The organism is Demequina gelatinilytica (assembly GCF_000971115.1).
Classification (GTDB): Bacteria; Actinomycetota; Actinomycetes; order Actinomycetales; family Demequinaceae; genus Demequina; species Demequina gelatinilytica.
Genome location: NZ_BBLV01000006.1, coordinates 64365 through 88877, shown reverse-complemented (window position 1 = coordinate 88877; position 24513 = coordinate 64365). Strand labels below are relative to the sequence as shown.

20 protein-coding genes and 1 pseudogene are annotated in these 24513 nt (G+C 71.0%); 18 read left to right on the top strand and 3 right to left on the bottom strand.

Annotation, left to right across the window (positions count from 1 at the left end):
- Window positions 1-53 precede the first annotated feature (53 nt).
- Together AOM00_RS15930 and AOM00_RS06410 are read right to left on the bottom strand one after the other, a co-directional pair.
- Window positions 54-2228, bottom strand: coding sequence for an isochorismate synthase (locus AOM00_RS15930; RefSeq protein ID WP_369345420.1), 2175 nt, complete (start codon window positions 2226-2228; stop codon window positions 54-56).
- Window positions 2229-2287: 59 nt separating this feature from the next.
- Window positions 2288-3562 (bottom strand): D-arabinono-1,4-lactone oxidase, encoded by a 1275-nt coding sequence (locus AOM00_RS06410; protein ID WP_062516999.1) that lies wholly within the window; start codon window positions 3560-3562, stop codon window positions 2288-2290.
- Between the two features lie 212 nt (window positions 3563-3774).
- On the opposite strand from AOM00_RS06410, the gene AOM00_RS06405 reads away from it, so the two are divergent.
- From AOM00_RS06405 to AOM00_RS06320, 18 genes and pseudogenes are all read left to right on the top strand, one after another.
- On the top strand, window positions 3775-5070 hold the full coding sequence (locus tag AOM00_RS06405) for a geranylgeranyl reductase family protein (protein ID WP_062516998.1): 1296 nt from the start codon (window positions 3775-3777) through the stop codon (window positions 5068-5070).
- Between the two features lie 39 nt (window positions 5071-5109).
- Complete coding sequence (locus AOM00_RS06400) at window positions 5110-5469, top strand: NADH-quinone oxidoreductase subunit A (RefSeq protein ID WP_156159068.1); 360 nt, start codon at window positions 5110-5112, stop codon at window positions 5467-5469.
- Between the two features lie 11 nt (window positions 5470-5480).
- Window positions 5481-6032 carry an NADH-quinone oxidoreductase subunit B gene (locus AOM00_RS06395; protein ID WP_062516997.1) on the top strand — a complete coding sequence of 184 codons (552 nt, stop codon included), beginning with the start codon at window positions 5481-5483 and terminating at the stop codon, window positions 6030-6032.
- Window positions 6029-6745, top strand: coding sequence for an NADH-quinone oxidoreductase subunit C (locus AOM00_RS06390; protein WP_062516996.1), 717 nt, complete (start codon window positions 6029-6031; stop codon window positions 6743-6745). Before AOM00_RS06395 ends, AOM00_RS06390 begins: the two co-directional genes overlap by 4 nt.
- On the top strand, window positions 6742-8085 hold the full coding sequence (locus AOM00_RS06385) for an NADH-quinone oxidoreductase subunit D (RefSeq protein ID WP_062303113.1): 1344 nt from the start codon (window positions 6742-6744) through the stop codon (window positions 8083-8085). Before AOM00_RS06390 ends, AOM00_RS06385 begins: the two co-directional genes overlap by 4 nt.
- Window positions 8082-8723, top strand: a pseudogene (gene nuoE / locus AOM00_RS06380) (NADH-quinone oxidoreductase subunit NuoE); the annotation flags it as partial. The gene AOM00_RS06385 and the pseudogene nuoE, both read left to right, overlap by 4 nt.
- An 11-nt stretch (window positions 8724-8734) precedes the next feature.
- Window positions 8735-10063: an NADH-quinone oxidoreductase subunit NuoF gene (nuoF, locus tag AOM00_RS06375; protein WP_062516994.1), complete on the top strand. Its 1329-nt coding sequence runs from the start codon at window positions 8735-8737 to the stop codon at window positions 10061-10063.
- Complete coding sequence (locus AOM00_RS06370) at window positions 10060-12546, top strand: NADH-quinone oxidoreductase subunit G (RefSeq protein WP_062516993.1); 2487 nt, start codon at window positions 10060-10062, stop codon at window positions 12544-12546. Before nuoF ends, AOM00_RS06370 begins: the two co-directional genes overlap by 4 nt.
- Window positions 12546-13880 carry an NADH-quinone oxidoreductase subunit NuoH gene (gene nuoH, locus AOM00_RS06365; RefSeq protein ID WP_082096703.1) on the top strand — a complete coding sequence of 445 codons (1335 nt, stop codon included), beginning with the start codon at window positions 12546-12548 and terminating at the stop codon, window positions 13878-13880. Before AOM00_RS06370 ends, nuoH begins: the two co-directional genes overlap by 1 nt.
- 107 nt (window positions 13881-13987) lie before the next feature.
- Window positions 13988-14656, top strand: a complete 669-nt coding sequence (gene nuoI, locus AOM00_RS06360; protein ID WP_228373434.1) for an NADH-quinone oxidoreductase subunit NuoI — start codon at window positions 13988-13990, stop codon at window positions 14654-14656.
- Window positions 14656-15393: an NADH-quinone oxidoreductase subunit J gene (locus tag AOM00_RS06355; RefSeq protein WP_062516991.1), complete on the top strand. Its 738-nt coding sequence runs from the start codon at window positions 14656-14658 to the stop codon at window positions 15391-15393. Before nuoI ends, AOM00_RS06355 begins: the two co-directional genes overlap by 1 nt.
- Window positions 15393-15692 carry an NADH-quinone oxidoreductase subunit NuoK gene (gene nuoK / locus AOM00_RS06350; protein WP_062303132.1) on the top strand — a complete coding sequence of 100 codons (300 nt, stop codon included), beginning with the start codon at window positions 15393-15395 and terminating at the stop codon, window positions 15690-15692. The genes AOM00_RS06355 and nuoK overlap by 1 nt, the downstream gene beginning before the upstream one ends.
- Before the next feature lie 2 nt (window positions 15693-15694).
- Entirely contained in the window at window positions 15695-17575 is a 1881-nt protein-coding gene (gene nuoL / locus AOM00_RS06345) for an NADH-quinone oxidoreductase subunit L (protein WP_062516990.1), read from the top strand.
- 3 nt (window positions 17576-17578) lie between these two features.
- On the top strand, window positions 17579-19072 hold the full coding sequence (locus AOM00_RS06340; RefSeq protein WP_062516989.1) for an NADH-quinone oxidoreductase subunit M: 1494 nt from the start codon (window positions 17579-17581) through the stop codon (window positions 19070-19072).
- On the top strand, window positions 19069-20649 hold the full coding sequence (gene nuoN / locus AOM00_RS06335) for an NADH-quinone oxidoreductase subunit NuoN (RefSeq protein WP_062516988.1): 1581 nt from the start codon (window positions 19069-19071) through the stop codon (window positions 20647-20649). The genes AOM00_RS06340 and nuoN overlap by 4 nt, the downstream gene beginning before the upstream one ends.
- A 3-nt stretch (window positions 20650-20652) precedes the next feature.
- On the top strand, window positions 20653-21651 hold the full coding sequence (locus AOM00_RS06330) for a polyprenyl synthetase family protein (protein WP_062516987.1): 999 nt from the start codon (window positions 20653-20655) through the stop codon (window positions 21649-21651).
- Between the two features lie 219 nt (window positions 21652-21870).
- Complete coding sequence (locus AOM00_RS06325; protein WP_156159067.1) at window positions 21871-22377, top strand: RNA polymerase sigma factor; 507 nt, start codon at window positions 21871-21873, stop codon at window positions 22375-22377.
- Window positions 22377-23384 (top strand): hypothetical protein, encoded by a 1008-nt coding sequence (locus tag AOM00_RS06320; protein WP_156159066.1) that lies wholly within the window; start codon window positions 22377-22379, stop codon window positions 23382-23384. Before AOM00_RS06325 ends, AOM00_RS06320 begins: the two co-directional genes overlap by 1 nt.
- Before the next feature lie 110 nt (window positions 23385-23494).
- Here AOM00_RS06320 and rarD read toward each other — a convergent pair whose 3' ends face one another.
- Window positions 23495-24448, bottom strand: a complete 954-nt coding sequence (gene rarD / locus AOM00_RS06315; protein WP_062516984.1) for an EamA family transporter RarD — start codon at window positions 24446-24448, stop codon at window positions 23495-23497.
- Window positions 24449-24513: the final 65 nt, after the last annotated feature.

Genomic DNA, 24513 nt, shown 5'->3' with positions numbered 1-24513 from the left:
CGCACAGGCGTAAGTGCGAGCACCCATGTGTCAGCGAGGCACCTTCGCAACCGTCAGAGCCTCCGGGCCCGGAGCACCGCGTCGCGACGGATCGCCGGCTGACCATCCGCATCGTTCGCGGGGCGGGCCCTCACCTGCGCGACCTCGACCTCCCACGCCGTGGCGTCGAGCGCCGCCGCGGCCTGGTCCGCGCGGAACGCGGTCTCGCTCAGGCGGGGGTGCTCGTGCGTGTGGGGGTCCGACGGATCGTGGCCCACCACCAGCAGGATGCCGCCGGGCGACACGAGCGCGGCGAGGCGGTCGACCAGGCTCGCGATCCCGTCCTCCGGATGCGCGTAGTGGCTCGCGACCAGGTCGAACGACTGCTCGTGGACATCGGCGGTCCGCGCATCCGCGACGCGCCAGTCGATGCGTGCGGCGATCTCCGCGCCCGCGCGCTCGGCGCGTTCGCGGCCGCGTGAGACCGCGGTGGGCGAGATGTCGATCGCGGTGACCTCCCAACCCAGCGTCGCGAGGTAGACCGCGTCGGCGCCCTCGCCGCAGCCGACGTCGATCGCGCGGCCCGCGGGCGTGCCGGCGACCTCGGCGACGAGCTGAGCGTTGGGCTGCGCGCTCCACACCGCCTCGCGCGACGAGTAGCGCTCCTCCCAGGCCGCGGAGTCCCAGCCGTGGAGGTCGGGCTCCCCGTGACGATGCTTCCGTGCGGGGTTGCCGCCCGCGAGGGTCGGGATGGCGCCCATCGCGGCATCGTCCAGGTGCAGCGTGGGGAACGCCGGGTCGTCGCCCACGTCGTAGCGCGCTGACGAGGAGATGGCAGGCGCGGGCACGTCGAACTCGACCTCGGGGGCGAGCTTGCTCCGACGGGAGCGGGCGGGTGCGGGCTCGGGCTCAGGTGCGGGCTCGGGCTCAGGCTCGGGCTCAGGTGCGGGCTCGGGCTCAGGCTCGGGCTCGGGCTCGGGCTCCGGCTCGAGCTGCGCCTCCAGCGCACGCCGCATCGGCTCGAGCTTGGCCTCGGACTCCGCCCACTCGGACGCGGGCTCGCTCGCGGCGACGATGCCGCACCCGGCGAACAGCCGCATCCGTGTCGGGTCCTCGCGCGAGATCTCGGCGGAGCGCAGCCCGATGCACCACTCGCCGTCGCCACCCGCGTCGATCCAGCCGACCGGGCCGGCGTACCGGCCGCGGTCGAGACCCTCGAGCTCGTCGATCGCGCGCGCGGCGGAGAGGGTCGGGGTGCCGCATACGGCCGCGCTCGGGTGGAGCTCCGCGACCAGCTCGAGCGCGTCGACGTTGTGGGAGAGCACGCCCGTCACGTCGGTCGCGAGGTGCATGACGTTGGGAAGGTGCAGCACGAAAGGCTCGTCGGGCACGTTGACCGAGCCGCAGTGGCGCTCGAGGACCTGCGTGACGGACCGAGCGGCGTACTCATGCTCCTCGCGGTCCTTGGAGGAGCGCGCGAGGGCCCCGGCGCGCGCAAGGTCCCGCATGTCGTCACCGGTCATGCGGATGGTGCCGGCGAGCACGCGCGACGTCACCAGGCCGTGGTCCACGCGGGCGAGCAGCTCGGGCGTCGCACCCACCAGGCCATCGACATGGAAGGCCCAGCACATCGGGTACTCGTCCGCGAGGCGCGCGAGCACGGAGCGCACATCGACGGGCCCGTCCGCCCGGGCCTCGACGGCCCGCGCGAGGACCACCTTCTCGAGCTCGCCGTCGCGGATCCGCGCGACGGCGGCGTCGACGGCCTCGGTCCATGCGGGCTCGTCGCCGCGCGCGAGGGTGACAGTTCCGGTATGCGTGGGCGCCGCGGCCCCGGCCAGAGCATCGTCGAGGCTCTCCGGTGCCTCATCCGCCGTGAGGATCGTGGTGAACCACGCGCGGCCCTCGCGGCGGCCGATCACGTAGCGCGGCACCACCAGCGCGCCGCCTGCGGCCGAGGCGTCCGCGAACGCGAACGAGCCGAAGGCCACCAGCCCGGTGCCGCGCGCGCGGACCTCGTCCTGGGTCACCGCGTGACGGCACAGGAGCCGCCACCAGTGCTGCGCCTGGTCGATGCGCTCCGCGCCCGCGGTGTCGAGCCGTGCGGTCTCGCCCCACGCGATCATGCCCTCGCCCCGTCGCACCCACGAGATCCCGGCCTGCGGCAGCGCGGCGATCAGGTCGCCTGGGTCCTCGATCGCGACGGTGCGGACATGCAGGGGGCCTGGGGAGGCGGCGTGGACGGTCACCCCGCCAGAGTAGAGCCGCGCGGGCGGCGGACGATGCCCGGACGGCACGCCGTGTCGCCTCATCGGGCCGCGCGGACGCCGACCCGCACGAGGTAGTCGTTGACGAACCGTCCCGTGGGGTCGAGCGACTCGAAGAGCTCGCGTGCGTCGCCCACCCTGGGGTGCACGCGCGCGATCGCGGCCGCGTCGAACGCATGCCACTTGCCCCAGTGCGGACGCGCGTCGAACGGCTCCAGGGTGCGCTCGACGAGGGGAAGCAGCGCGCGCACCGCCTCGGGGGAGCGCGCCCAGGTGAAGTGGATCGCGAGCGTGTCGCGGCCGTAGGCGCCCGACAGCCACAGGTCGTCGGAGGCGACGGCCCGCAGCTCCGAGACCAGCAGGTGAGGGGTGATGTGCTCGCCGATCGCACGTACCGCCGCGAGGGCCTCGCCTGCGACCTCCATGGGCACGAAGTACTCGGTCTGGATCTCCGCGCCGTTGGACGGCACATGCGTGAGCCGGAAGTGGGGGAGGCGCTCGTTCCACGGGCCGGGACGGCCCCCCTGCGGCGTGAGGGCGTCGGGGTCGCCGTCGACCAGCCGTGCGTCGGATTCCGGGCTGCGCGTCGCGCCGTGCCACTCGTCGGGAGGCGCCACGTCGAGGCCGATCCCGCTCTTGCGCCAGATCTGCTGGACGGTCGGCTCGGTCCACGTGGTGAAGATCGAGACCGAGTACGCGTCGGCGAGTATCGCCGGCGTCTCGTCGAGGAGGTGCTCCCACGGCATGCCGGTGTAGACGTCCTGGCGGATGTCGTAGGTCGGCTGGATCGCGAGCGTGACCTCCGTGATGATCCCGTACGCGCCGAGCCCGACCGCGAGGCCCTCGAACCCGGGCTGGCCCGCGCGCGCGGTGTGCTCGTCCCCGTCGGCGCCCACGTACTCGATGCGGCACAGCGCGGTGGACTGGCAGCCGTTGCGCGCCCCCGAGCCGTGGGTGCCCGTGGCCGTGGCGCCCGCGACGGAGATGTGGGGGAGCGAGCCGGTGTTGTGCAGCGCCCAGCCGCGCTTCTGGAGCCACCCGCCCAGCACCCCGTACCGCATGCCGGCAGGCGCGTTCACGGTGGGCCAGGCCGGGCTGGTGAGGTCGATGAGAGGGGAGTCGTCGATGCCCGTGACGGTGATGAGCGTGCCGTCGGTGTCGGCGATGTCGTTGAAGCTGTGGCGCGTGCCGAGCGCCTTGATCCGCCCGGGGGCGGTCCTGACCGCGCGGAGGACGTCATCGACCGAGGAGGCCTCCACCAGCCGCTCGGCCGTGAACGCATGAGTACCCGCCCAGGTGACGCCCGCGTCGCTCATACGTTCACCGTACCCATCAGGGGTGACTCAGCGCGGGCAGGCGCGCGCCGAGGGTCGGGTTGGGCCCAGCCTGCGGCCTGTCCATCCCGACGTTCCGTGCCCGTTCCGGGTGCGCATCGTGCACCGACCGTCGGGGTAGGCGCTTGCGCGCGCCGAGCGACCCGGGGACCGTCCCGCACGGAGCACCTCGCGCACGCCTCTACGCTTGTCGGGTGAGTGCTGAGGCTGATGTCATCGTGATCGGAGCCGGGCCGGGCGGTGCCGCCGCGGCGCGCTACCTGGCTGCCGAGGGGTTCTCCGTGATCGCCCTCGAGAAGACCCGCTTCCCGCGCGAGAAGGTGTGCGGCGACGGCCTCACCCCCCGCGCGGTGCGCGAGATCGACCTCATCGGCCTGCCCACGCCGCGCGAGGAGGGGTGGATCCCCAACCACGGCCTCCGCATGGTGGGTGGCGGCCACCGCCTCGAGTTCCCGTGGCATGACCTCGAGAGCTTCCCGAGCTACGGGCTGTCGCTGCCGCGCGCCCAGTTCGACCACCGCCTCGCCGAGCACGCACGCGCGGCCGGCGCCGATGTGCGCGAGGGCTGGCACGTGGACGGGGTCATCCGCGACGAGCGTCAGGACGGCTACGCCGGAGGCGGCCGCGTGGTCGGCGTGATCGCGCGCGAGACGGACGAGCGGGGCCGCAAGGTGGGCGAGCCCACCGAGTTCCGCGCACCGCTGGTGATCGCCGCGGACGGCGTGAGCGCCCGCATCGCGCTCGGGATGGGCATCGAGCGCAAGGACAACAGGCCCTTGGGCGTCGCGGTCCGCACCTACTTCACCACTCCCCGGCACGACGAGGAGTGGATGGAGGGCCACCTCGAGATCTGGGACGGAGAGCGCGGGCGCTCGAACCTGCTGCCCGGGTACGGGTGGATCTTCCCGCTGGGCGACGGCACGGCCAACGTGGGCCTCGGCACCCTCAGCGCGAAGGGCACGCCGCCCAAGCTCGACCACCGCGCGCTGCTGCGCGACTGGCTCGACCACTCGGCCGAGGACTGGGAGCTGGGCGAGCAGGTGGGCGACATCAAGGGCGCCGCGATCCCGATGGCCTTCAACCGCCAGCCGCACTACGTCCCGGGCATGATGCTCGTGGGCGACTCGGGCGGCATGGTGAACCCCTTCAACGGCGAGGGGATCGCGTACGCGATGCAGGCCGCGCGGCGCGCGACCGAGGCCGCGGTTGCATCCCGTGACGCAAACGGCGCGCGCGATACGGAGGCCGCGCTCGCGAGCTATGCGCGGATGATGAAGGACGACCTGGGCGGGTACTACTCGCTCGGCCGCGTCTTCGCGTCGCTGGTCGAGCATCCGACCGTGATGAAGGTGTGCACGCGGTACGGGCTTCCTAGTCCTTTGGTCATGGAATTCACGTCTAGACTGCTGGCAGATGTCTACGAGCCGCATGGCGGCAACTGGGCCGACAAGCTGCTGTCCGCCCTGACACGGGTCGCTCCAGCGGCCTGACGGCATCGGCGACCTCGAGGAAGACGGAAGGAATCTCCGGTGAATCCGTACGTGCCGATCATCGTGATGATGGTGATCGCGGGACTGCTGGCAGGGGCCGGTCTGTTCGTCAGCTCGATCCTCGGGCCCAAGCGCGCGAACGCCGCGAAGCTCGACCGCTACGAGTCCGGCCTCCAGCCCACCCCGGGCGCCGCCGGCGGCGGTCGCATCCCGATCAAGTACTACCTGGTCGCCATGACGTTCATCGTCTTCGACATCGAGGTCGTGTTCCTGTACCCGTGGGCCGTCGCGCATGGCGCGCTCGGCTGGTTCGGGCTGATCGCGATCATGACCTTCCTCGCCCTCATCACGATCCCGTTCGTGTACGAGTGGCGCCGTGGTGGATTCGAGTGGGACTGAGGCACTGACACATGGGTATTGAGGAGAGCGCTCCCCCGTTCATGCTCGGCATGGTCGAGGACTTCGTGGGCTTCATGCGGGCGGGCTCGCTGTGGCCGGCCACGTTCGGCCTCGCGTGCTGCGCGATCGAGATGATGGCGACGGGCACCCCGCGCTTCGACATCTCGCGCATGGGCTCCGAGGTCTTCCGAGGCTCGCCGCGCCAGGCCGACATGATGATCGTCGCCGGCCGCGTGTCCAACAAGATGGCGCCCATCGTCCGCCAGGTCTACGACCAGATGGCGGACCCGAAGTGGGTCATCTCGATGGGCGTCTGCGCGTCCTCCGGCGGCATGTTCAACAACTACGCGATCGTCCAGGGCGTCGACCACATCGTCCCCGTGGACATCTACCTGCCCGGCTGCCCGCCGCGCCCGGAGATGCTCCTCCACGCGCTGCTGGAGCTCCAGGAGCAGGTCAAGAGCACCCCCATGGGGCGCAACCGTCGCGAGATCGCCGCCGCCGCCGAGGCCGCAGCGCTCGCCGCGACCCCCACCTCCGACATGAAGGGCCTGCTGCGTTGAGCGACTCCCAGGACCTCACCGGTACCGGGGCCCCGCAGGGCGGCCCCCAGCCCGGTGACCGCGACCAGATCACGCTCATCAACGTCCGCCAGGGCCAGTTCGGGGCGCAGGGCGACACCTCCGGCTTCGACGGCCTGGTCCGTCCCGTGCAGATGCCCGGCGCATCCGAGCGTCCCTACGGCGAGTGGTTCGACGGCGTCGTCGACGTGCTCGAGGAGCTGCTCGGGGACGATGCCGCGGCCGCCATCGAGCACGTGGTTGTCGACCGCGGCGAGCTGACGCTGCGCATCGCGCGCGAGCACCTGATCGCGGTCGCGCAGCACCTGCGCGACGACCAGGACCTCCGCTTCGAGATGTGCCTGGGCGTGTCCGGCGTGCACTACCCGGCCGATGCGGGGCGCGAGCTGCACGCGGTCTACCCGATGCAGTCGATCACCCACAACCGCCGCCTGCGTCTCGAGGTCGCGGTGAGCGAGGCCGACCCGCACGTGCCGTCCATCGTCTCCGTGTACCCGATGAACAACTGGCACGAGCGCGAGACCTGGGACTTCTTCGGCATCGTCTTCGACGGTCACCCCTCCCTGGCCCGCATCGAGATGCCGGACGACTGGGTAGGCCACCCGCAACGCAAGGACTACCCGCTCGGCGGCATCCCCGTGGAGTACAAGGGCGCGGAGATCCCCTCGCCCGACAACCGGAGGCAGTACCGATGACCCAGACTGCACCGCACGCGACCGGCGCGTTCACGGACGACCCGGACGCACCCGAGTACAGCGCCTACGGCGGCGACTGGAGCGAGATCGCGGACGAGGCCGCCCGCCTGGGCCAGCAGCGCATCGTGGTCAACATGGGCCCCCAGCACCCGTCCACGCACGGCGTGCTGCGCGTCATGCTCGAGATCGAGGGCGAGACCGTCACGGAGACCCGTGCCGGCATCGGCTACCTCCACACGGGCATCGAGAAGAACATGGAGTACCGCACCTGGACCCAGGGCGTGACCTTCTGCACCCGCATGGACTACGTCGCGTCCATGTCGCAGGAGCTGGTCTACTGCCTCGGCGTCGAGAAGCTGCTGGGCATCACGGACGATGTCCCGGAGCGCGCCAACGTGCTGCGCGTCCTCATGGCGGAGCTCACGCGCATCGGCTCCCACCTGGTCGCGGTCGGCACCGGCGGCAACGAGATGGGCGCGACCACGGTCATGACCACCGCGTTCATCGCGCGCGAGGACACCTTCCGCGTCATCGAGATGATCTCGGGCCTGCGCACCAACAACGCGTACATCCGCCCGGGCGGAGTCGCCCAGGACGCGCCCGAGGGCGCCGTCAAGGCGATCCGCGAGATGATCCCCAAGGTCAAGCAGAAGCTCGACGAGCTGGTCGACCTCCAGCTCGCCAACCCCATCTTCAAGGGCCGCCTCAAGGGCGTCGCGAACCTGGACCTCGCGGGCTGCATGGCGCTCGGCGTCACGGGCCCGATCCTGCGCTCGGCAGGCCTGCCGTACGACCTCCGCAAGTCCGAGCCGTACTGCGGCTACGAGACCTACGACTTCCAGGTGCCCACCTCGACCGACGGCGACGCGTACTCGCGCGTGGTGCTGCGTCTCGAGGAGTGCTACGAGTCCCTCAAGATCGTCGCGCAGTGCGCCGACCGCCTCGAGGCCAGCGAGGGCGAGCCCGTCATGGTCGCGGACAAGAAGATCGCGTGGCCCGCGCAGCTCTCCGTCGGCTCCGACGGCCAGGGCAACTCGCTGGACCACATCCGCCACATCATGGGCGAGTCCATGGAGGCGCTGATCCACCACTTCAAGCTGGTGACCGAGGGCTTCAAGGTCCCCGCCGGCCAGGTGTACTCGGCGATCGAGGGCCCCAAGGGCCTGCTGGGCGTCCACCTCGTCTCCGACGGCGGCACCAAGCCGTGGCGCGCGCACTTCCGCGACCCGGGCTTCAACAACCTTCAGGCGCTGGGCATCCTCACCGAGGGCGGCCAGGTCGCCGACGTGGTGGTCGCCATCGCCACCATCGACATGGTGCTGGGAGGCGTCGACCGATGACCTACGACGAGACCACGCTCGCACAGCTGACCGAGGACGCGGCCGCGATCATCGCCCGCTACCCGGTCAAGCGCTCCGCGCTGCTGCCGATGCTCCACCTGGTGCAGTCCGTCGACGGCTTCGTGAGCCCCGACGGCATCCAGTTCTGCGCCGACCAGCTCGAGCTCACCGCCGCGGAGGTGTCCGCGGTCGCCACGTTCTACACGCAGTACAAGCGCCGTCCCAACGGCGAGTACCAGGTGGGCGTGTGCACCAACACGCTGTGCGCCGTCATGGGCGGCGACCGCATCTGGGACGAGCTCTCCGAGCACGTCGGCGTCGGCCACGACGAGACCACCGAGGACGGCGCCATCACGCTCGAGCGCCTCGAGTGCAACGCGGCCTGCGACAACGCGCCCGTGATGATGGTCAACTGGGAGTTCTTCGACAACCAGACCCCCGAGTCCGCCAAGCAGGTCGTGGACGACCTCCGCGCAGGCAAGGACGTCGCCCCCACGCGCGGCCCGGCCAAGGTGTGCACCTTCAAGCAGGTCTCGCGGGTGCTCGCAGGCTTCGACGATGGCCGTGCCGACGAGGACCAGGGTGCCGGCGACGCCGCGCTCGCCGGCCTCGAGGCCGCGAAGGGCCAGGGCTGGACGGAGGGCGCGAAGTGACCACCACGCTGACGCCGGTGCTGACGGCCACCTGGGGCTCGGACCGGTCCTGGAGCCTCGACACGTACACCGAGGCAGGCGGCTACGCGCCCCTCAAGAAGGCGCTGGGGATGGCTCCTGGCGACCTGATCCAGGCGGTCAAGGACTCGGGCCTGCGCGGCCGCGGCGGTGCGGGCTTCCCGACCGGCATGAAGTGGGGCTTCCTGCCCCCGGACGACGGCAAGCCGCGCTACCTGGTGGTCAACGCGGACGAGTCCGAGCCGGGCACGTGCAAGGACATCCCGACGATGCTCCAGGCGCCGCACGCGCTGGTCGAGGGCGTCGCGATCACGTCCTTCGCGATCGGCTGCAACCACGCCTTCATCTACATCCGCGGCGAGGTCGCGCATGTCCACCGCCGCATGCAGCAGGCGGTGCGTGAGGCCTACGAGGCCGGCCACCTGGGCAAGAACATCCACGGCAGCGGCTTCGACCTGGACGTCACCGTCCACTCGGGTGCCGGCGCCTACATCTGCGGCGAGGAGACCGCGCTCCTCGACTCGCTCGAGGGCCGTCGCGGCCAGCCGCGCCTCAAGCCGCCGTTCCCGGCCGTCGCGGGCCTCTACGCGCGCCCCACGGTGGTGAACAACGTCGAGTCGGTGGCCTCCGTGCCCTCGATCATCGGCAACGGCGTCGAGTGGTTCACCGCGATGGGGACCGAGCGCTCGAAGGGCATGGGCATCTTCTCGCTGTCCGGTCACGTCACGCGCCCGGGCCAGTACGAGGCGCCCCTGGGCATCACGCTGCGCGAGCTGCTCGAGCTCGCGGGCGGCATCCGCGAGGGCCACGAGCTCAAGTTCTGGACCCCCGGCGGATCGTCGACCCCGATCTTCACGCAGGAGCACCTGGACACCCCGCTGGACTACGAGTCCGTCGGAGCGGCCGGCTCGATGCTCGGCACCCGTGCGCTGCAGATCTTCGACGAGACCACGTGCGTGGTGCGCGCCGTCACGCGATGGACCGAGTTCTACAAGCACGAGTCGTGCGGCAAGTGCACGCCCTGCCGCGAGGGCACCTTCTGGCTCACCCAGATCCTCAAGCGGCTCGAGGCCGGCCGTGGCACCGAGGCCGACATCCAGCAGCTGCTCGACACGTGCGACTCGATCCTGGGGCGCTCGTTCTGCGCGCTCGGCGATGGAGCGACCTCGTCGATCAACTCGTCCATCAAGCTGTTCCGCGAGGAGTACGAGGCGCACGTGACGCAGGGCGGCTGCCCGTTCGATCACGCGGCGTCCGCGCTCTTCGAGTACTCCGACACGCCCGCCACCGAGGAGGCGCACGCATGACCGCGACCGCGGACAAGCCGGCAACGGAGGCCGTCGAGACCGTCACCCTGACCATCGACGGCACCGAGGTCGCGGTGCCCAAGGGCACGCTCATCATCCGCGCGGCGGAGCAGATCGGGATCGAGATCCCGCGCTTCTGCGACCACCCCGCGCTCAAGCCCGCCGGCGCCTGCCGCCAGTGCCTGGTCGACGTCGCGTCCCCCGGTCCCGACGGCAACCTGCGCGCGTTCCCCAAGCCGCAGCCCTCGTGCGCGATGACGGTCACCCCGGGCATGGTGGTGAACACGCAGCACACCTCCGAGGAGGCCGACCGCGCGCAGAAGAGCGTGATGGAGCTGCTGCTCATCAACCACCCGCTCGACTGCCCCGTGTGCGACAAGGGCGGCGAGTGCCCGCTCCAGAACCAGGCGATGAGCCACGGCCGCTCCGAGACGCGCTTCGTCGACGTCAAGCGCGTGTTCGAGAAGCCGCTGCCCCTGAGCTCCGAGATCCTGCTGGACCGTGAGCGCTGCGTCCTGTGCCAGCGCTGCACGCGCTTCTCCAAGGAGATCGCGGGCGACGCGTTCATCGACCTCCAGAACCGCGGCGCGCAGCAGCAGATCGGCACGTTCGACGAGGACGTGCTCGACTTCGACGGCTACCGGCCCGTGGGTGCGGCGACCGTCGACGAGGCCGGCAAGGCGTTCTCCTCGTACTACTCCGGCAACACGGTCCAGATCTGCCCCGTGGGCGCCCTGACCTCCGCCGCGTACCGCTTCCGCTCGCGGCCGTTCGACCTCGTGTCGTCGCCGTCGATCGCCGAGCACGACTCCTCGGGCTCCGCGATCCGCATCGACCACCGCCGCGGCAAGGTGCTCCGTCGCCTCGCCGACAACGACCCGGTGGTCAACGAGGACTGGATCTCGGACAAGGACCGCTTCGCCTTCGCATGGCAGAACCTCTCCGACCGCATCACGCGTCCGCTGGTGCGCAAGCACGGCGAGCTGGTCGAGGCCTCGTGGCCCGAGGCCCTGGCGGCCGCGGCCGCCGGCATCAAGGCCGCGACGGCGGCCGATGCCGAGGGCGCGTCGCGCGGCGGTGCCGTCCTGGTGGGCGGTCGTGTCACGCTCGAGGACGCCTACGCGTACCAGAAGCTCGCGCGCGTGGTCCTGGGCACCAACGACGTCGATGCGCGTGCGCGCGCCGTCAGCGACGAGGAGCAGGCGTTCCTGGGCACGCGGGTCGCGGGCACGGGCCTCGGTGTGACCTTCGGCGAGCTCGAGAAGGCCCCGACCGTCCTCCTGGTCGGCTTCGAGGCCGAGGACGAGGGCGGCGTGGTCTTCCTGCGCCTGCGCAAGTCGCTCGGCCGCCAGCAGGTGGTCGCGGTCGCGCCGTACCTCTCGCGCGGCGCCCAGAAGCTCGGTGCCTCGCTTGTCGAGGCCGTCCCGGGTCGCGAGGCCTCCGTGCTGGCGGACCTCCCCGCGGACGTCCGCGAGGCGATCTCGCAGCCCGGCGCGGTCATCGTGCTCGGCGAGCGGGTGGCCGAGGCGTCCGGCGCGTTCGTCGCGGCGCTCGACCTCGCATCGTCCACCGGCGCGCGCCTCGCGTGGATCCCGCGCCGTGCGGGAGAGCGCGGCGCCGTCGAGGCGGGCGCGCTGCCGGGCCTGCTCCCGGGCGGCCGCGCCGCGACCCTCAAGGGCGCGCGCGAGACCGTCGCCAAGGCGTGGGGCGTCGACGCGCTTCCCACCGCCAAGGGGCGTGACACCAACGCGATCATCGAGGAGGCCGCCGAGGGCGGCATCGGCGCGCTGATCGTCGGCGGCGTGAGCGCCTCCGACCTCACGGGCGACGTCGCCACCGCGCTCGAGCGCACCGGCTTCGTGGTGTCCCTCGAGGTCCGCCGCAGCGAGATCGCCGAGGCCGCGGACGTGGTGCTGCCCGTCGCGCCGCCGTCGGAGAAGTCCGGCACCTTCGTCAACTGGGAGGGCCGCCTGCGGTCCTTCGCCACCGCGATCCGCACCGACGCGATGTCCGACCACCGGGTGCTCGACCTGCTCGCCCGCGAGTGGGGCGTCGAGCTCGGCACCGCGACGGTCGAGGCCGTCAACGCCGAGCTCGCGGCGCTGGGCGCCGCGGCCGACGCCGAGCGTCCCGCAGCGCCCAAGGCCCGCGCCGCCGGCAAGGCCCGCACCAAGAAGGGCACGGCCGTGCTCGCGACCTGGCACCAGCTGGTCGACGAGGGCGCGCTGCAGGAGGGCGAGCCCTACCTCGCCGGCACCGGACGGGTCGCGGTCGCGCGCATGTCGCAGGCCACGGCCGATGCCATCGGCGCGACGGCCTCCGTCGAGGTGTCGACCGACGCCGGCAGCATCGAGCTGCCCGTGGTGGTCACCGACATGGTCGACGGCGTGGTGTGGGTGCCCGCCAAGTCCCCCGGCTCCTGGGTGGCGCGCGATCTGCGCGCCTCCGCCGGCGCCGTCGTCTCCGTGAAGGGAGCCGCATGATGGCCGTCCTGCCCGCGTCCACGGTCCCCGTGGCAGAGGCGCTCGCCCAGGACCCGCTCTGGCTCGTCATCGTCAAGGCGGTGGCCATCGTCGCGTTCCTGCTCACCTCGGTGCTCTTCGCCGTGTGGTTCGAGCGCCGCGTCATCGGTCGCCTCCAGGAGCGTCCCGGCCCCAACCGCCTCGGCCCCTTCGGCCTGCTCCAGTCGGTCGCGGACGCGATGAAGCTCCTGTTCAAGGAGGACATCACCGTCCGCGCGTCGGAGAAGATCCTCTACATCGCGGCGCCGATGATCTCGGTGTTCAGCGCGCTGCTGATCTTCTCCGTCATCCCGTTCGGCCCCGACACGCGTCTGTACGGCACGGACCTGTCCTCGCCGCTGCAGCTCACCGACTTCAACGTCGCGGTGCTGTTCATCCTCGCGTGCGCCGCGGTCGGCGTGTACGGCATCGTGCTCGGCGGCTGGGCCTCGGGCTCGACGTACCCGCTCATGGGTGCCATCCGCTCGACGGCCCAGGTGATCTCCTACGAGCTCGCCATGGGCCTCTCGCTCGTGACGGTGTTCCTGCTGTCCGGCACCATGAGCACGTCGGGCATCGTCGACGCGCAGACCGACCGCTGGTGGATCTGGCCGCTGTTCCCGGCGTTCATCCTCTACGTCATCTCGATGGTCGGCGAGACCAACCGTCTGCCCTTCGACCTCCCCGAGGCCGAGGGCGAGCTGGTCGCCGGCTTCATGACCGAGTACTCGTCCATGAAGTTCGCGTGGTTCTTCCTCGCCGAGTACATGAACATGATCAACGTCTCGGCGGTCGCCTCGACGCTGTTCCTGGGCGGCTGGCACGCCCCGTGGCCCGCCTCCTGGCCCGGCTACGAATTCCTCAACACCGGGATCTTCCCGCCGCTCTGGCTCATCGCGAAGATCTGGCTGCTCATGTTCGTGTTCGTGTGGATCCGCGGCTCGGTGCTGCGCTTCCGCTACGACCAGTTCATGAAGTTCGGCTGGAAGGTGCTCATCCCGGTGGGCCTCGGCTGGGTGGTGTTCTTCTCCGTGGGCCGCGCGGCCTTCGACCACTACAACCGCGACCTCAACGTCTACGACGCGGTCGCCGGGCTGATCGCCATCCTCCTGGTCGTCGCGGTGTGGAGCTTCATCTCCGACGCGCAGGGCAAGGCGGACGATGCGGCCGACCAGGACGCCGAGCCCGAGGTGCTCGACGCGTTCGCGGGCGGCTACCCGGTCCCGCCGATGCCGCACCAGGTGCTTCCCCCCTCGCCGCGTTCGGGCCGTACGGTCGACGCGCATGTCGGCTCACGAGAGGAGGACTCCGAGTGAGCGGGTCCGACGACGTCTGGAAGGTCAACCGCGAGCGCGACGGCGAGCGCGAGACCTTCGAGTCCAACTTCCCCAAGCGCGGGCCGTTCCTCGAGGCGCTCGCGCCCGTGGCCGGCTTCGGCGTGTCCCTGAGGAACTTCTTCCGTCCCACGGTGACGGAGCAGTACCCCAAGGTCAAGGTGCCGACCATGCCGCGCTACCACGGCCGTCACCAGCTCAACCGTCACCCCGACGGGCTCGAGAAGTGCATCGGCTGCGAGCTGTGCGCGTGGGCGTGCCCCGCGGACGCGATCTACGTCGAGGCGGACTCCAACACGCCCGACAACCAGGTCAGCCCCGGCGAACGCTACGGCCGCGTCTACCAGATCAACTACCTGCGCTGCATCTTCTGCGGCCTGTGCATCGAGGCGTGCCCCACGCGTGCGCTCACCATGACCAACGAGTACGAACTCGCGGGTCCCACGCGCGAGGGCCTCATCTACGAGAAGCAGGACCTGCTGGCCCCCATGGGCAAGAACATGCTCGCGGCGCCGCACCCGATGGTGCCCGGCACCACCGACGGCTCGTACTACCGCGGCGAGGTCACCGGCCCCGTCGAGGAGCAGGTCGAGTGGGTCCGCGAGCAGCGTCCGGACGATGCGACGCTGCCCGAGAACCGCGGCAAGGCCCCGGTCGAGGACGACGCCCCGCACGAGGTCCGCTACACGTCGCCGCAGCACGCTGCGGGCGCCATGGGCAGCGCGCGCCTCGGCTACTCGGGCGGGGGTCAGATCTGATGGTCAACCCCGTCCTGTTCTGGATCATCGCCGCGATCACCGTGATCCCGGCGCTGTCCCTGCTCTTCGCGCGCAAGGCCGTGCACGTCGCGATGTCGATCGTGCTCGTCATGGTCGGGCTCGCCACCGCGTACGTGACGCTGGGGGCGCCGTTCCTGGGCATGGTGCAGATCGTCGTCTACACCGGCGCCGTCATGATGCTCTTCCTCTTCGTGCTCATGCTGGTCGGCGTCGACCAGCGCGAGGACCTCAAGGAGACCATCGTCGGCCAGCGCTGGATCGGCCTCTTCACCGCAGCGGGCCTGGGTGCCTTCCTCGTGTCGATCGTCGGCCGCGTCACCATCGCGGTGTCGGACGCGCCCGTGGAGGGCGAGCCCGACGTGGTCGCCGTCCTGCTCTTCGACAAGTACGTGCTCGTGATCGAGGTGCTGGGCTTCCTGCTCATCACCGCGGCGGTCGGGGCGCTCGTGCTCACCCACACGCCGCGCCTGCGCCCGCGCCGCACGCAGCTCGAGGTCCAGCGGGACCGTGTGCGCGTGGGTGCCGACCCCGTCAACAAGCCCATGCCTGGCGTGTACGCGCGCCACAACGCGCTCGACGTGCCCGCACTCGACCCCGAGGGTCAGCCGATCGACCACTCGGTCTCCCGTGTGCTCAAGATCCGCAACCAGACCCAGGACGGCGCGGAGTTCCGCGCCCAGCTCGAGGACCCGTCGCGCAAGGAGGGCGACCGCTGATGGACCCCATCAACTTCGTCATCCTCGCGAGCGTGCTGTTCGCGATCGGCGCGGCCGCCGTGCTGCTGCGTCGCAACGCGATCATCGCGTTCATGGGCGTCGAGCTCATGCTCAACGCCGCGAACCTCGCCCTCGTCGCCTTCTCCCGCATCCACGGTGAGATCGACGGGCAGATCATGGCGTTCTTCGTCCTGGTCGTCGCCGCGGCGGAGGTCGTGGTGGGGCTCGCGATCATCATCGCCGTGTTCCGCGCGCGCCAGACCATCTCGCTCGACGAACCCGCTGAGCTGAAGGGCTGACCATGCTAGATCTCACCTGGCTCCTCATCGCCGTGCCCTTGGCCAGCAGCGCGTTCCTGCTCCTGGGCGGCAAGCGCCTCGACCCGTGGGGTCACTGGGTCGGCGTCGCCGCCTCCGGCACCGCGTTCCTGGTCGGCCTCGTCGCGCTCATCCAGATGCTCGGCCTCGACTCGCACGACCGCGCGCACGCGGTCCACCTCTTCTCATGGATCCCCGGCGGCGAGCTGAACCTCGACGCGGGGCTCCTGGTGGACCCGCTGTCGATGACGTTCGTCATGCTGGTGACCTTCGTGGGCACCCTGATCCACCTCTACTCGGTGGCGTACATGGAGCACGACCCCTCGCGTCGCCGCTTCTTCGCGTACCTCAACCTGTTCGTCGCGGCGATGCTGCTGCTGGTCCTCGCGGACTCGTACCTGCTGCTGTTCGTCGGCTGGGAGGGCGTGGGCCTCGCCTCGTACCTGCTCATCGGCTTCTGGAACCACAAGCCCGAGTACGCGACCGCCGCGAACAAGGCGTTCGTGGTCAACCGCATCGGCGACATGGGCCTCATCATCGCGATGGGCCTCATGTTCACGTACTTCGGCGCGCTCGACTTCGACAGCGTGTTCGCAGCCGCGGAGGGCGCGTCGACCGCGCAGCTCACGGCCATCGGCCTCGCGCTGCTCGTGGCCGCCTGCGGAAAGTCGGCCCAGTTCCCGCTGCAGTCCTGGCTGGGCGACGCGATGGCGGGCCCGACCCCCGTCTCGGCGCTCATCCACGCCGCCACCATGGTGACCGCGGGCGTGTACCTCATCGTCCGCTCGGCCCCGATCTACGAGGGCGCCCCCGCGGCGCAGACCACGGTCGCCGCGATCGGTGCGTTCACGCTGATCCTGGGTGCCCTCATCGGCATGGCGAAGGACGACATCAAGAAGGCGCTCGCCGCCTCGACCATGTCGCAGATCGGCTACATGGTGCTCGCCGCGGGCCTGGGGCCCATCGGCTACGCCTTCGCGATCTTCCACCTGGTGACGCACGGCTTCTTCAAGGCCGGCATGTTCCTGGGTGCGGGCTCCGTGATGCACGGCATGAACGACCAGGTCGACATGCGCCGCTTCGGTGCCCTGCGCACCGCGATGGTGACCACGTGGGTGACCTTCGGGCTCGGCTGGCTCGCGATCCTGGGCGTTCCTCCGTTCTCGGGCTTCTGGTCCAAGGACAAGATCATCGAGGCCGCGTTCGTGGGCGAGGGCGCGCAGCCCTGGATCCTGGGCGGCGCCGCGCTGATCGGTGCGGGCCTCACGGCCTTCTACATGTCGCGCCTGTTCTTCATGACGTTCCACGGCAAGGCCCGCTGGACTGACGACCAGCACCCGCACGAGTCGCCGGCCCTCATGACGGTGCCGATGATCATCCTCGCGGTGGGCTCGGCGTTCCTGGGCCTCTTCCTCGCCATGGGCGACCGCTTCACCATGTGGCTCGAGCCGGTCACGGGTCACGCCGAGCACCACGAGCCCGTGCTCCCCGTCGCGGTCATCATGATCGCGACGCTGGCGCTGGTCGCGCTCGGCGTGTGGGCGGCCTGGCGCAAGTACGGGGTCGCGGACGTGCCCGAGCTCGCTCCCGCGGCCTCGCTCGCGACCATCGCCGCGCGCAACGACATGTTCCAGGACTCGGTCAACCGCGGCGTCTTCGAGCGCCCGGGCACCCACCTCACGCGGACGCTCGTGTACGCCGATGCCGCGCTCGTCGACTCGGCGGTCGACAAGACCGCCGGCGGTTGGGCGCGCACCGGTGAGTCCGTGCGCAAGACGCAGAACGGTCAGGTGCGCTCGTACGCGCTGACCATGCTGGTGGGCCTTGTCATCGTCATCCTCGTCGTGGTCCAGGGGGGTCTCTAAACCATGTTCCCGATCCTGACCGTCATGGTCGCGCTCCCCGCCGTGGGAGCCGCCGTGCTGTGGGCGCTGCCGTCGGGCGCGCGTGAGCGGGTGCGCGAGATCGCGCTCGGCATCACGGTGCTCGAGCTCGCGCTCGCCGTCGCGCTGTTCGTGCAGTTCGACACGGCCACCGCCGGGGAGATCCAGTTCTCCGAGACCTACGCGTGGATCCCGCAGATCGGCGCGAGCTGGGCGCTCGGCGTCAACGGCATCGGCCTCCTCATGGTCGTGCTCGCGGCGCTCCTGACGCCGCTCGCGATCCTCGCGGGCTGGTGGGAGGACCGCGACCCGGCCCGCCGGACGCACTACCTCGCGCTCGTGCTGCTGAGCGAGGCGTTCATGGTCGGCATCTTCGCCGCCCGCGACGTCTTCCTCTTCTACGTGCTGTTCGAGGCGATGCTCATCCCGCTGTACTTCCTCATCGGCTCGTTCGGCGGCCTCCAGCGCCGCTACGCCGCGGTGAAGTTCCTGCTCTACTCGCTCGTCGGCGGGCTCATCATGCTCGTCGGTGTGGTGGCGCTCTACTTCCAGGGCCCTGGCGGCGAGGAGGCGTTCCTCACGGACAACCTCACCGGCCTCGACATGTCGACCTCCACCGAGCGGCTGATCTTCCTCGCGTTCTTCCTCGCCTTCGCGATCAAGGCCCCGATGGTGCCGCTGCACACGTGGTTGCCCACGGTGGCTGAGAACGCGCGCCCGGGCACCACCGCGCTGCTGGTCGCGGTGCTCGACAAGATCGGCACGTTCGGCATGCTCACGCTGTGCGTGGCGCTGTTCCCCGAGGCGGCCGAGTGGGCCGCGCCCGTCATCATCGTGTTCGCCGTGATCTCCGTGATCTACGGCGCCCTGCTCGCGATCGGTCAGCGCAACATGCTGCGCCTGGTGGCGTTCACCTCGGTGAGCCACTTCGGCATCATGGTGCTCGGCATCTTCGCGTTCACGCAGACCTCGGTCGAGGGCGCGGCGCTCTACATGTTCAACCACGGCCTGTCGACGGGCGCGCTCTTCTTCGCGGTCGGCTTCCTCATCCACCGTCGCGGCACCGCGGACGTCACCGAGTACGGCGGCCTCCAGAAGGTGGTCCCGGTCTTCGCGGGCACGTTCCTGGTCATCGGCCTCAGCGCCCTGGCGCTGCCGGGCCTGTCGCCGTTCATCTCGGAGATCATGGTGCTCGTCGGGGCGTTCTCCGTCGCCAAGGCCGCCGTGATCGTCGCGACGCTCGGCGTGGTGCTTGCGGCGCTCTACGTGCTGCTCACCTACCAGAAGGTGTTCACCGGTCCGGTGCCCGAGGCCCGGCCCACGTTCCGTGAGCTCACGCGCCGCGAGCGCGTGGTGCTGTGGCCCCTGATCGCGCTGATGCTGGTGCTCGGCTTCCTGCCGGGCATCGCGATCGACGTGCTCAGCGAGCCCTCGGCCGACATCGTGTCGACCGTTCCCGTTCAGGAGGCAGGCGAGTGAGCTTCGTGACCCCCGAGATCGCATGGGCGCCGCTCGCGCCCCTCATCATCGTGCTCGGCGCGGCCGCCGCAGGCATCCTTGTCGAGTCGTTCGTGCGTGCTCCCGAGCGCCGCCGCGTCGCGCAGCTCACCCTCGCGCTGGCGGCGCTGCTCGCCGCCTTCGGCACCGCCGTGGTCCAGTGGGCCATGCTCGACGGCGCGGGCACCGTGGTGCTCGCGGACATGGTGACCATCGACCGGCAGGCGCTCGCCTGGCAGGTGCTCATCCTCGTGTTCGGCGTGCTCGGCACGCTGCTGTTCGCGTCGCGCACGCGGGCGGGCGAGGAGGCCTTCACCCCGCTCGGCTCGGTCGCGCCCGGCTCCACGGAGGAGACCCTCGCGCGCCGCAAGGGCTTCCAGGTGACCGAGGTGTTCCCGCTCGCGCTCTTCGCGGTGGGCGGCATGATGCTCTTCACCGCGGTGACGGACCTCATCTTCCTGTTCGTCGCGCTCGAGGTCTTCTCGCTCCCGCTGTACATCCTGGTCGCGCTCGCGCGCCGTCGCCGCTTCCTGTCGCACGAGGGCGCGCTCAAGTACTTCCTGCTCGGTGCCTTCTCCTCGGCGATCCTGCTGTTCGGTGCGGCGTTCCTCTACGGCGCCACCGGCACCACGGCGTACTCCGGCATCGCCGCGGGCCTGACGTCCGCGACCGGTCTCGACCCGCTGATCCTCGCGGGTGCCGTCATGGTCATCGTGGGACTCATGTTCAAGATCGGCGCCGTGCCGTTCCACTCGTGGACGCCCGATGCCTATCAGGGCGCCCCGACCCCCGTCACCGCCTTCATGGGTGCCGCAACCAAGGCCGCTGCCACCGCGGCGCTCATCCGCGTGGTCTACGAGGCGCTCTACGCGCTCGAGTGGGAGCTCTCGCTCCTGTTCTGGATCGTGGCCATCGCCTCGATGCTGCTCGGCACCGTGGTCGCGCTGGTCCAGACGGACCTCAAGCGCATGCTCGCCTACTCGTCGATCGCTCACGCAGGCTTCATCCTCGTCGCCTTCGCGGGCTTCCCGGACGGCGCGCTCTCCGCCCTGCCCTTCTACCTCGCCTCCTACGGTCTCGCGACCATGGGTGCGTTCGCCGTGATCTCGCAGGTGCGTGAGAAGGCGGAGGACGGCACGGTGCTGGGCGAGGCGACCCGCCTGGGCCAGTGGGCCGGGCTGGGCAAGCGCTCGCCGCTGCTCGCCGGCGCGATGGCGCTGTTCCTGCTGTCCTTCGCGGGCATCCCGCTGACCGCGGGCTTCGTCGGCAAGTTCGTCGCCTTCGCCGCGGCGATCTCCTCGGGCGCGTGGCCGCTCGTGCTCATCGCCGTGATCGCATCGGCCGCGGCGGCGTTCTTCTACGTCCGTCTCATCGTGCTGATGTTCCTCACCGACGTGCCTGAGGGCCAGGAAGACGCGATCGAGATCGAGTTCAGCCCGTACGCGCGCACCGTGGTGATCCTCACCGCCGTGGCCGTGGTGCTGCTCGGCATCGTGCCCGGACCCGTGCTGTCCGTGTTCGAGAACGCGGGCGTCCTCCTGCTGGGGGCGGCGGGCTAGCCCATGGCGACCCTGGCGATCGGGAACGATGCGCTCGAGGCGGAGCTGCTGCCGCGCCTCGAGCTCGTCGAGGAGCGTCTGCGCGACGCCGTCTCGCAGTCGGACAAGCTCGCGGACACCACGTCGCGCCACCTGGTCGACGCGGGTGGCAAGCGGCTGAGGCCCGTCCTGACGCTGCTGTGCGCGCAGCTCGGCGACGGCTCGCGCCCCGAGGTGCTCGACGCCGCGGTGGTGTGCGAGCTGACGCACCTCGCGACGCTGTACCACGACGACGTCATGGACTCCGCGCCCACGCGTCGCGGTGCTCCGTCCGCTCACGAGGTGTGGGGCAACTCCGTCGCGATCCTCACCGGCGACCTGCTCTTCGCGCGCGCCTCGCGCGTGGTGGCGGGCCTCGGGCCGGACGCCGTCCGCATCCAGGCCGAGACGTTCGAACGCCTGTGCCTGGGCCAGCTGCATGAGACGGTCGGCGCCTCCGAGGCGGACGACGCGATCGCGTTCTACCTCCAGGTGCTCGCCGACAAGACCGGCTCGCTCATCGCGACCTCGGCGCGGCTCGGCGCGATGTTCGGCGGCTGCCCGGCCTCGGTCGTCGCGCAGGTGACCGAGTACGGCGAGGCGGCCGGCGTGGCCTTCCAGCTCGCCGACGACGTCATCGACGTCCGCTCCGACGCCGCCACGACGGGCAAGACCCCCGGCACGGACCTGCGCGAGGGAGTCCCCACCATGCCGGTGCTGCTGCTCCGTCGCCTGGTCGCCTCGGGCGAGGCGTCCGAGAGCGACGTCGCCCTGCTGTCGGACATCGACGGGGACCTGTCCTCGGACGACGCCCTTGCCTCGGTGGTCGAGCGGCTCGCGGCGCACGCCGTGGTCGACCGGACCGCGGAGCTCGCGCAGGAGTGGGCGCTCAGGGCGAAGGACGCGATCGCGCACCTGCCCGAGAGCGACGCCTCCGGGGCGCTCCGCACGTTCGCGGACGCGCTGGTCGCCCGCGCCGCCTGACCTCCTCAACCCGCTGACAGTCCCAACGGATCTCGCGGCGACACGCCGTCGGAACCCGCGCATCGTGCCCGGATCCCCGGCGTGTCGTACCGGATTCCGTTGGAGCTGTCGGGATCTGCACCAACGTTTCGCGCGCGACCTCCGTTAAGGGGGGTGAGGCGGTTGAGGGATCGAGGGGGGACGCCTGTGGCGCGATGGGACGGGCTCGTCGAGGAGCTGATGCGAGAGCGAGGGGCTCGTCTCATCGCGTACGCCGCGCTGCTGGTAGGTCGGGACGGCGATGCCGAGGACCTGGTGCACGATGCCCTGGTCAAGGTGTTCTCCCGGCCCCGGAGTCTGCGCTCGGTGGGCGAGGCCGAGGCCTACGTGCGCTCGGCGATGCCGAGCATCGTCATCGACCGCGCCCGCTCCGCCGCGAGCCGCCGGCGTGCCCTGGACCGGGCGTACGAGCGGCCGTCCCGCACCCCGGATGTCGATGCCGGCCTCGACGTGCGCCGCGCTTTGCGCCAGCTGAGCCCGCGGACCCAGGTGTGCGTGGTGCTGCGCTTCTTCGACGACCTCACGGTGCCGCAGATAGCGGCGCGTGTCGGGATCGCCGAGGGGACGGTCAAGCGGTACCTGCACGATGCGGTGGCGCAGCTCGCGCCGCTGCTGGACGTCACCGTGGACTGGGACGAGGACCATGCGAACGTGCTGGTCGAGGCACGGACCGAGGGAGGCCGATGATGCGTGAGCTGAACGATGCGTTGCGTGAGGGGTTCGCGGCCCATGCCGGGGCTCTGGACGCCGTCGGGGTGGACACGACGATCGCGATGCGCGCGGCCGGGGCGGCGCGGCGTCGGCGGGCCCGGCGTGCCGTCGGCACCGGGGCGGTCGGTGCGGCAGCGGTTGGCGCGGTCGGGGTCGCGGCCGTCGCGGCGGGCGGCGAGCCTGCCGCCGTCACCGCGGCGTCAGGCTCCGCTTCGGGCTGCACCGCACTGCCGTACGTCGCGCCCAACCCGGACGCGATCGGGGACGCGCCGTATGCCTTCCGCGCCTACGTCGACCTGCGTGACGAGGCGCCCGACCCCGGTGTCGTGGTGGTCCTCCCGGATGGGACCTGGTCGAGGATCGCGCCTGATGCCCAGGGCAGGTACCTCTACGCGCTCGACGGGCAGACCTACATCGTCGCGTGGCCTGAGGAAGGGCCCCGGTACGAGGACATGCCGATGGCGGTCGAGCACGCCACGGACGGCTCGGCCGCGGGCGGCGACTGGGACGGCGTGACCCCTCTCGTCGACGACTATGCGTGGACCATCGAGATCCCGGATCACGTCCCGGACGGCGTGGACACGGCCTTGCTCTCGTCGACGCTGCGCACCGGCATGGACCTCGGCGGGCTCGGCTACGTGCCTAGCGCGGTCCCGGACGGTGCGGAGACCCAGGCGATCATCACGGGTGTCGGCATGGAGACCGTCGCCTGGCTGGGAAGCGGCTCCGCGTTCCCGCCAGTCGGGCAACCCGACCTGGTGGAGTCGATCGCGCTGAAGGTGACCGGGCTTCCTGGCGGCGAGACGTTCACGATCACGGCGAAGCACGATGCGACAGGGACGCTCGATGTCCCGTGCGTCGATCCCGGTGCCGAGGTCGAGCCCGACACGAGCGCGATCGAGGGCTGGGAGCCTGGCGGCATCATCCCCGGCAGCTCGCCGTCGCCTGAGGTGTCGATCGCCGCCTCGACGGTGCGTCCCTGACAGTCCCAACGGATCTCGCGGCGACACGCCGTCGGAACCCGCGCATCGTGCCCGGATCCCCGGCGTGTCGTACCGGATTCCGTTGGAGCTGTCGGGGGAGGGACGCGGGTTCAGACCGGCTCGGTCACCGCACCCGACTCCGCGGCCCGCGGATCCTTCACCCGTGACCGCGCGCGCCACGAGTCGACCGTGATGAGCACCAGCGCGACCCACACGAGCGCGAAGCCGGCCCAGCGCGCCGCCGGCATCGGCTCGTGGAAGTACCAGACGGCCAGCGCGAACGTCATGGTCGGCGCGATGTACTGGAGCAGCCCCGAGATGTTGAGCGGCAGCCTGCGCGCGCCCGCCGCGAACACGATGAGCGCGCCCGCGGTCCAGGTCCCGGTGCCGAGCAGCATGACGTCGTGCCACACGCCCAGGCCCGGCTCGCCACGAGCGAACAGCGTCTGGTCCCCGGCCTGCGCCACCATGACCAGCACCACCACCGCGATCGGCAGCTGGATGGCTGTCTCCACGGTGAGCCCGGTGAGCGCGTCCACGCGATGGCCCACGGCCTTCTTGATGAAGGAGTACAGCCCGAAGGAGGTCGCGAGCACCAGGGAGATCCATGGCAGCCCGCCCATCTCCACCGCGAGCACCACCACGGCCACCGCGGCCACGCCGATCGCGACCACCTGCAGCCGCCGCAGGTGCTCGCGCAGGAACACCACCCCGAGCGCCACCGTGAGCAGGGGGTTGATGTAGTACCCGAGCGAGGTCGAGGCGACGCGGTCCGTCACCACGGCGTAGACCATCACGCCCCAGTTGACCGCGATGAGCAGCGATGCGGCGACCAGCCGCACCATCACCGTGCGGTCGCGCACCACGGACATCACACGCGACCAGCCACGGATCACAGCGACGATCGCGAGGCACACCACCAACGAGGAGATCGCGCGCCACGCCACGATCTCGAGGGCGCCGGCGGGCTCGAGCGCCGCCATGAAGATGGGGAAGAGCCCCCAGATGAAGTAGGCCGATGCGCCGTACGTCAGGCCGCGGCGGTCGAGGGAGGTGGGGGTCACCGCACGATTCTCCCAGGTGCTGGCCCCCGCTCAGGAGGGCCAGCACCTGGCGACTGGCACCGCGA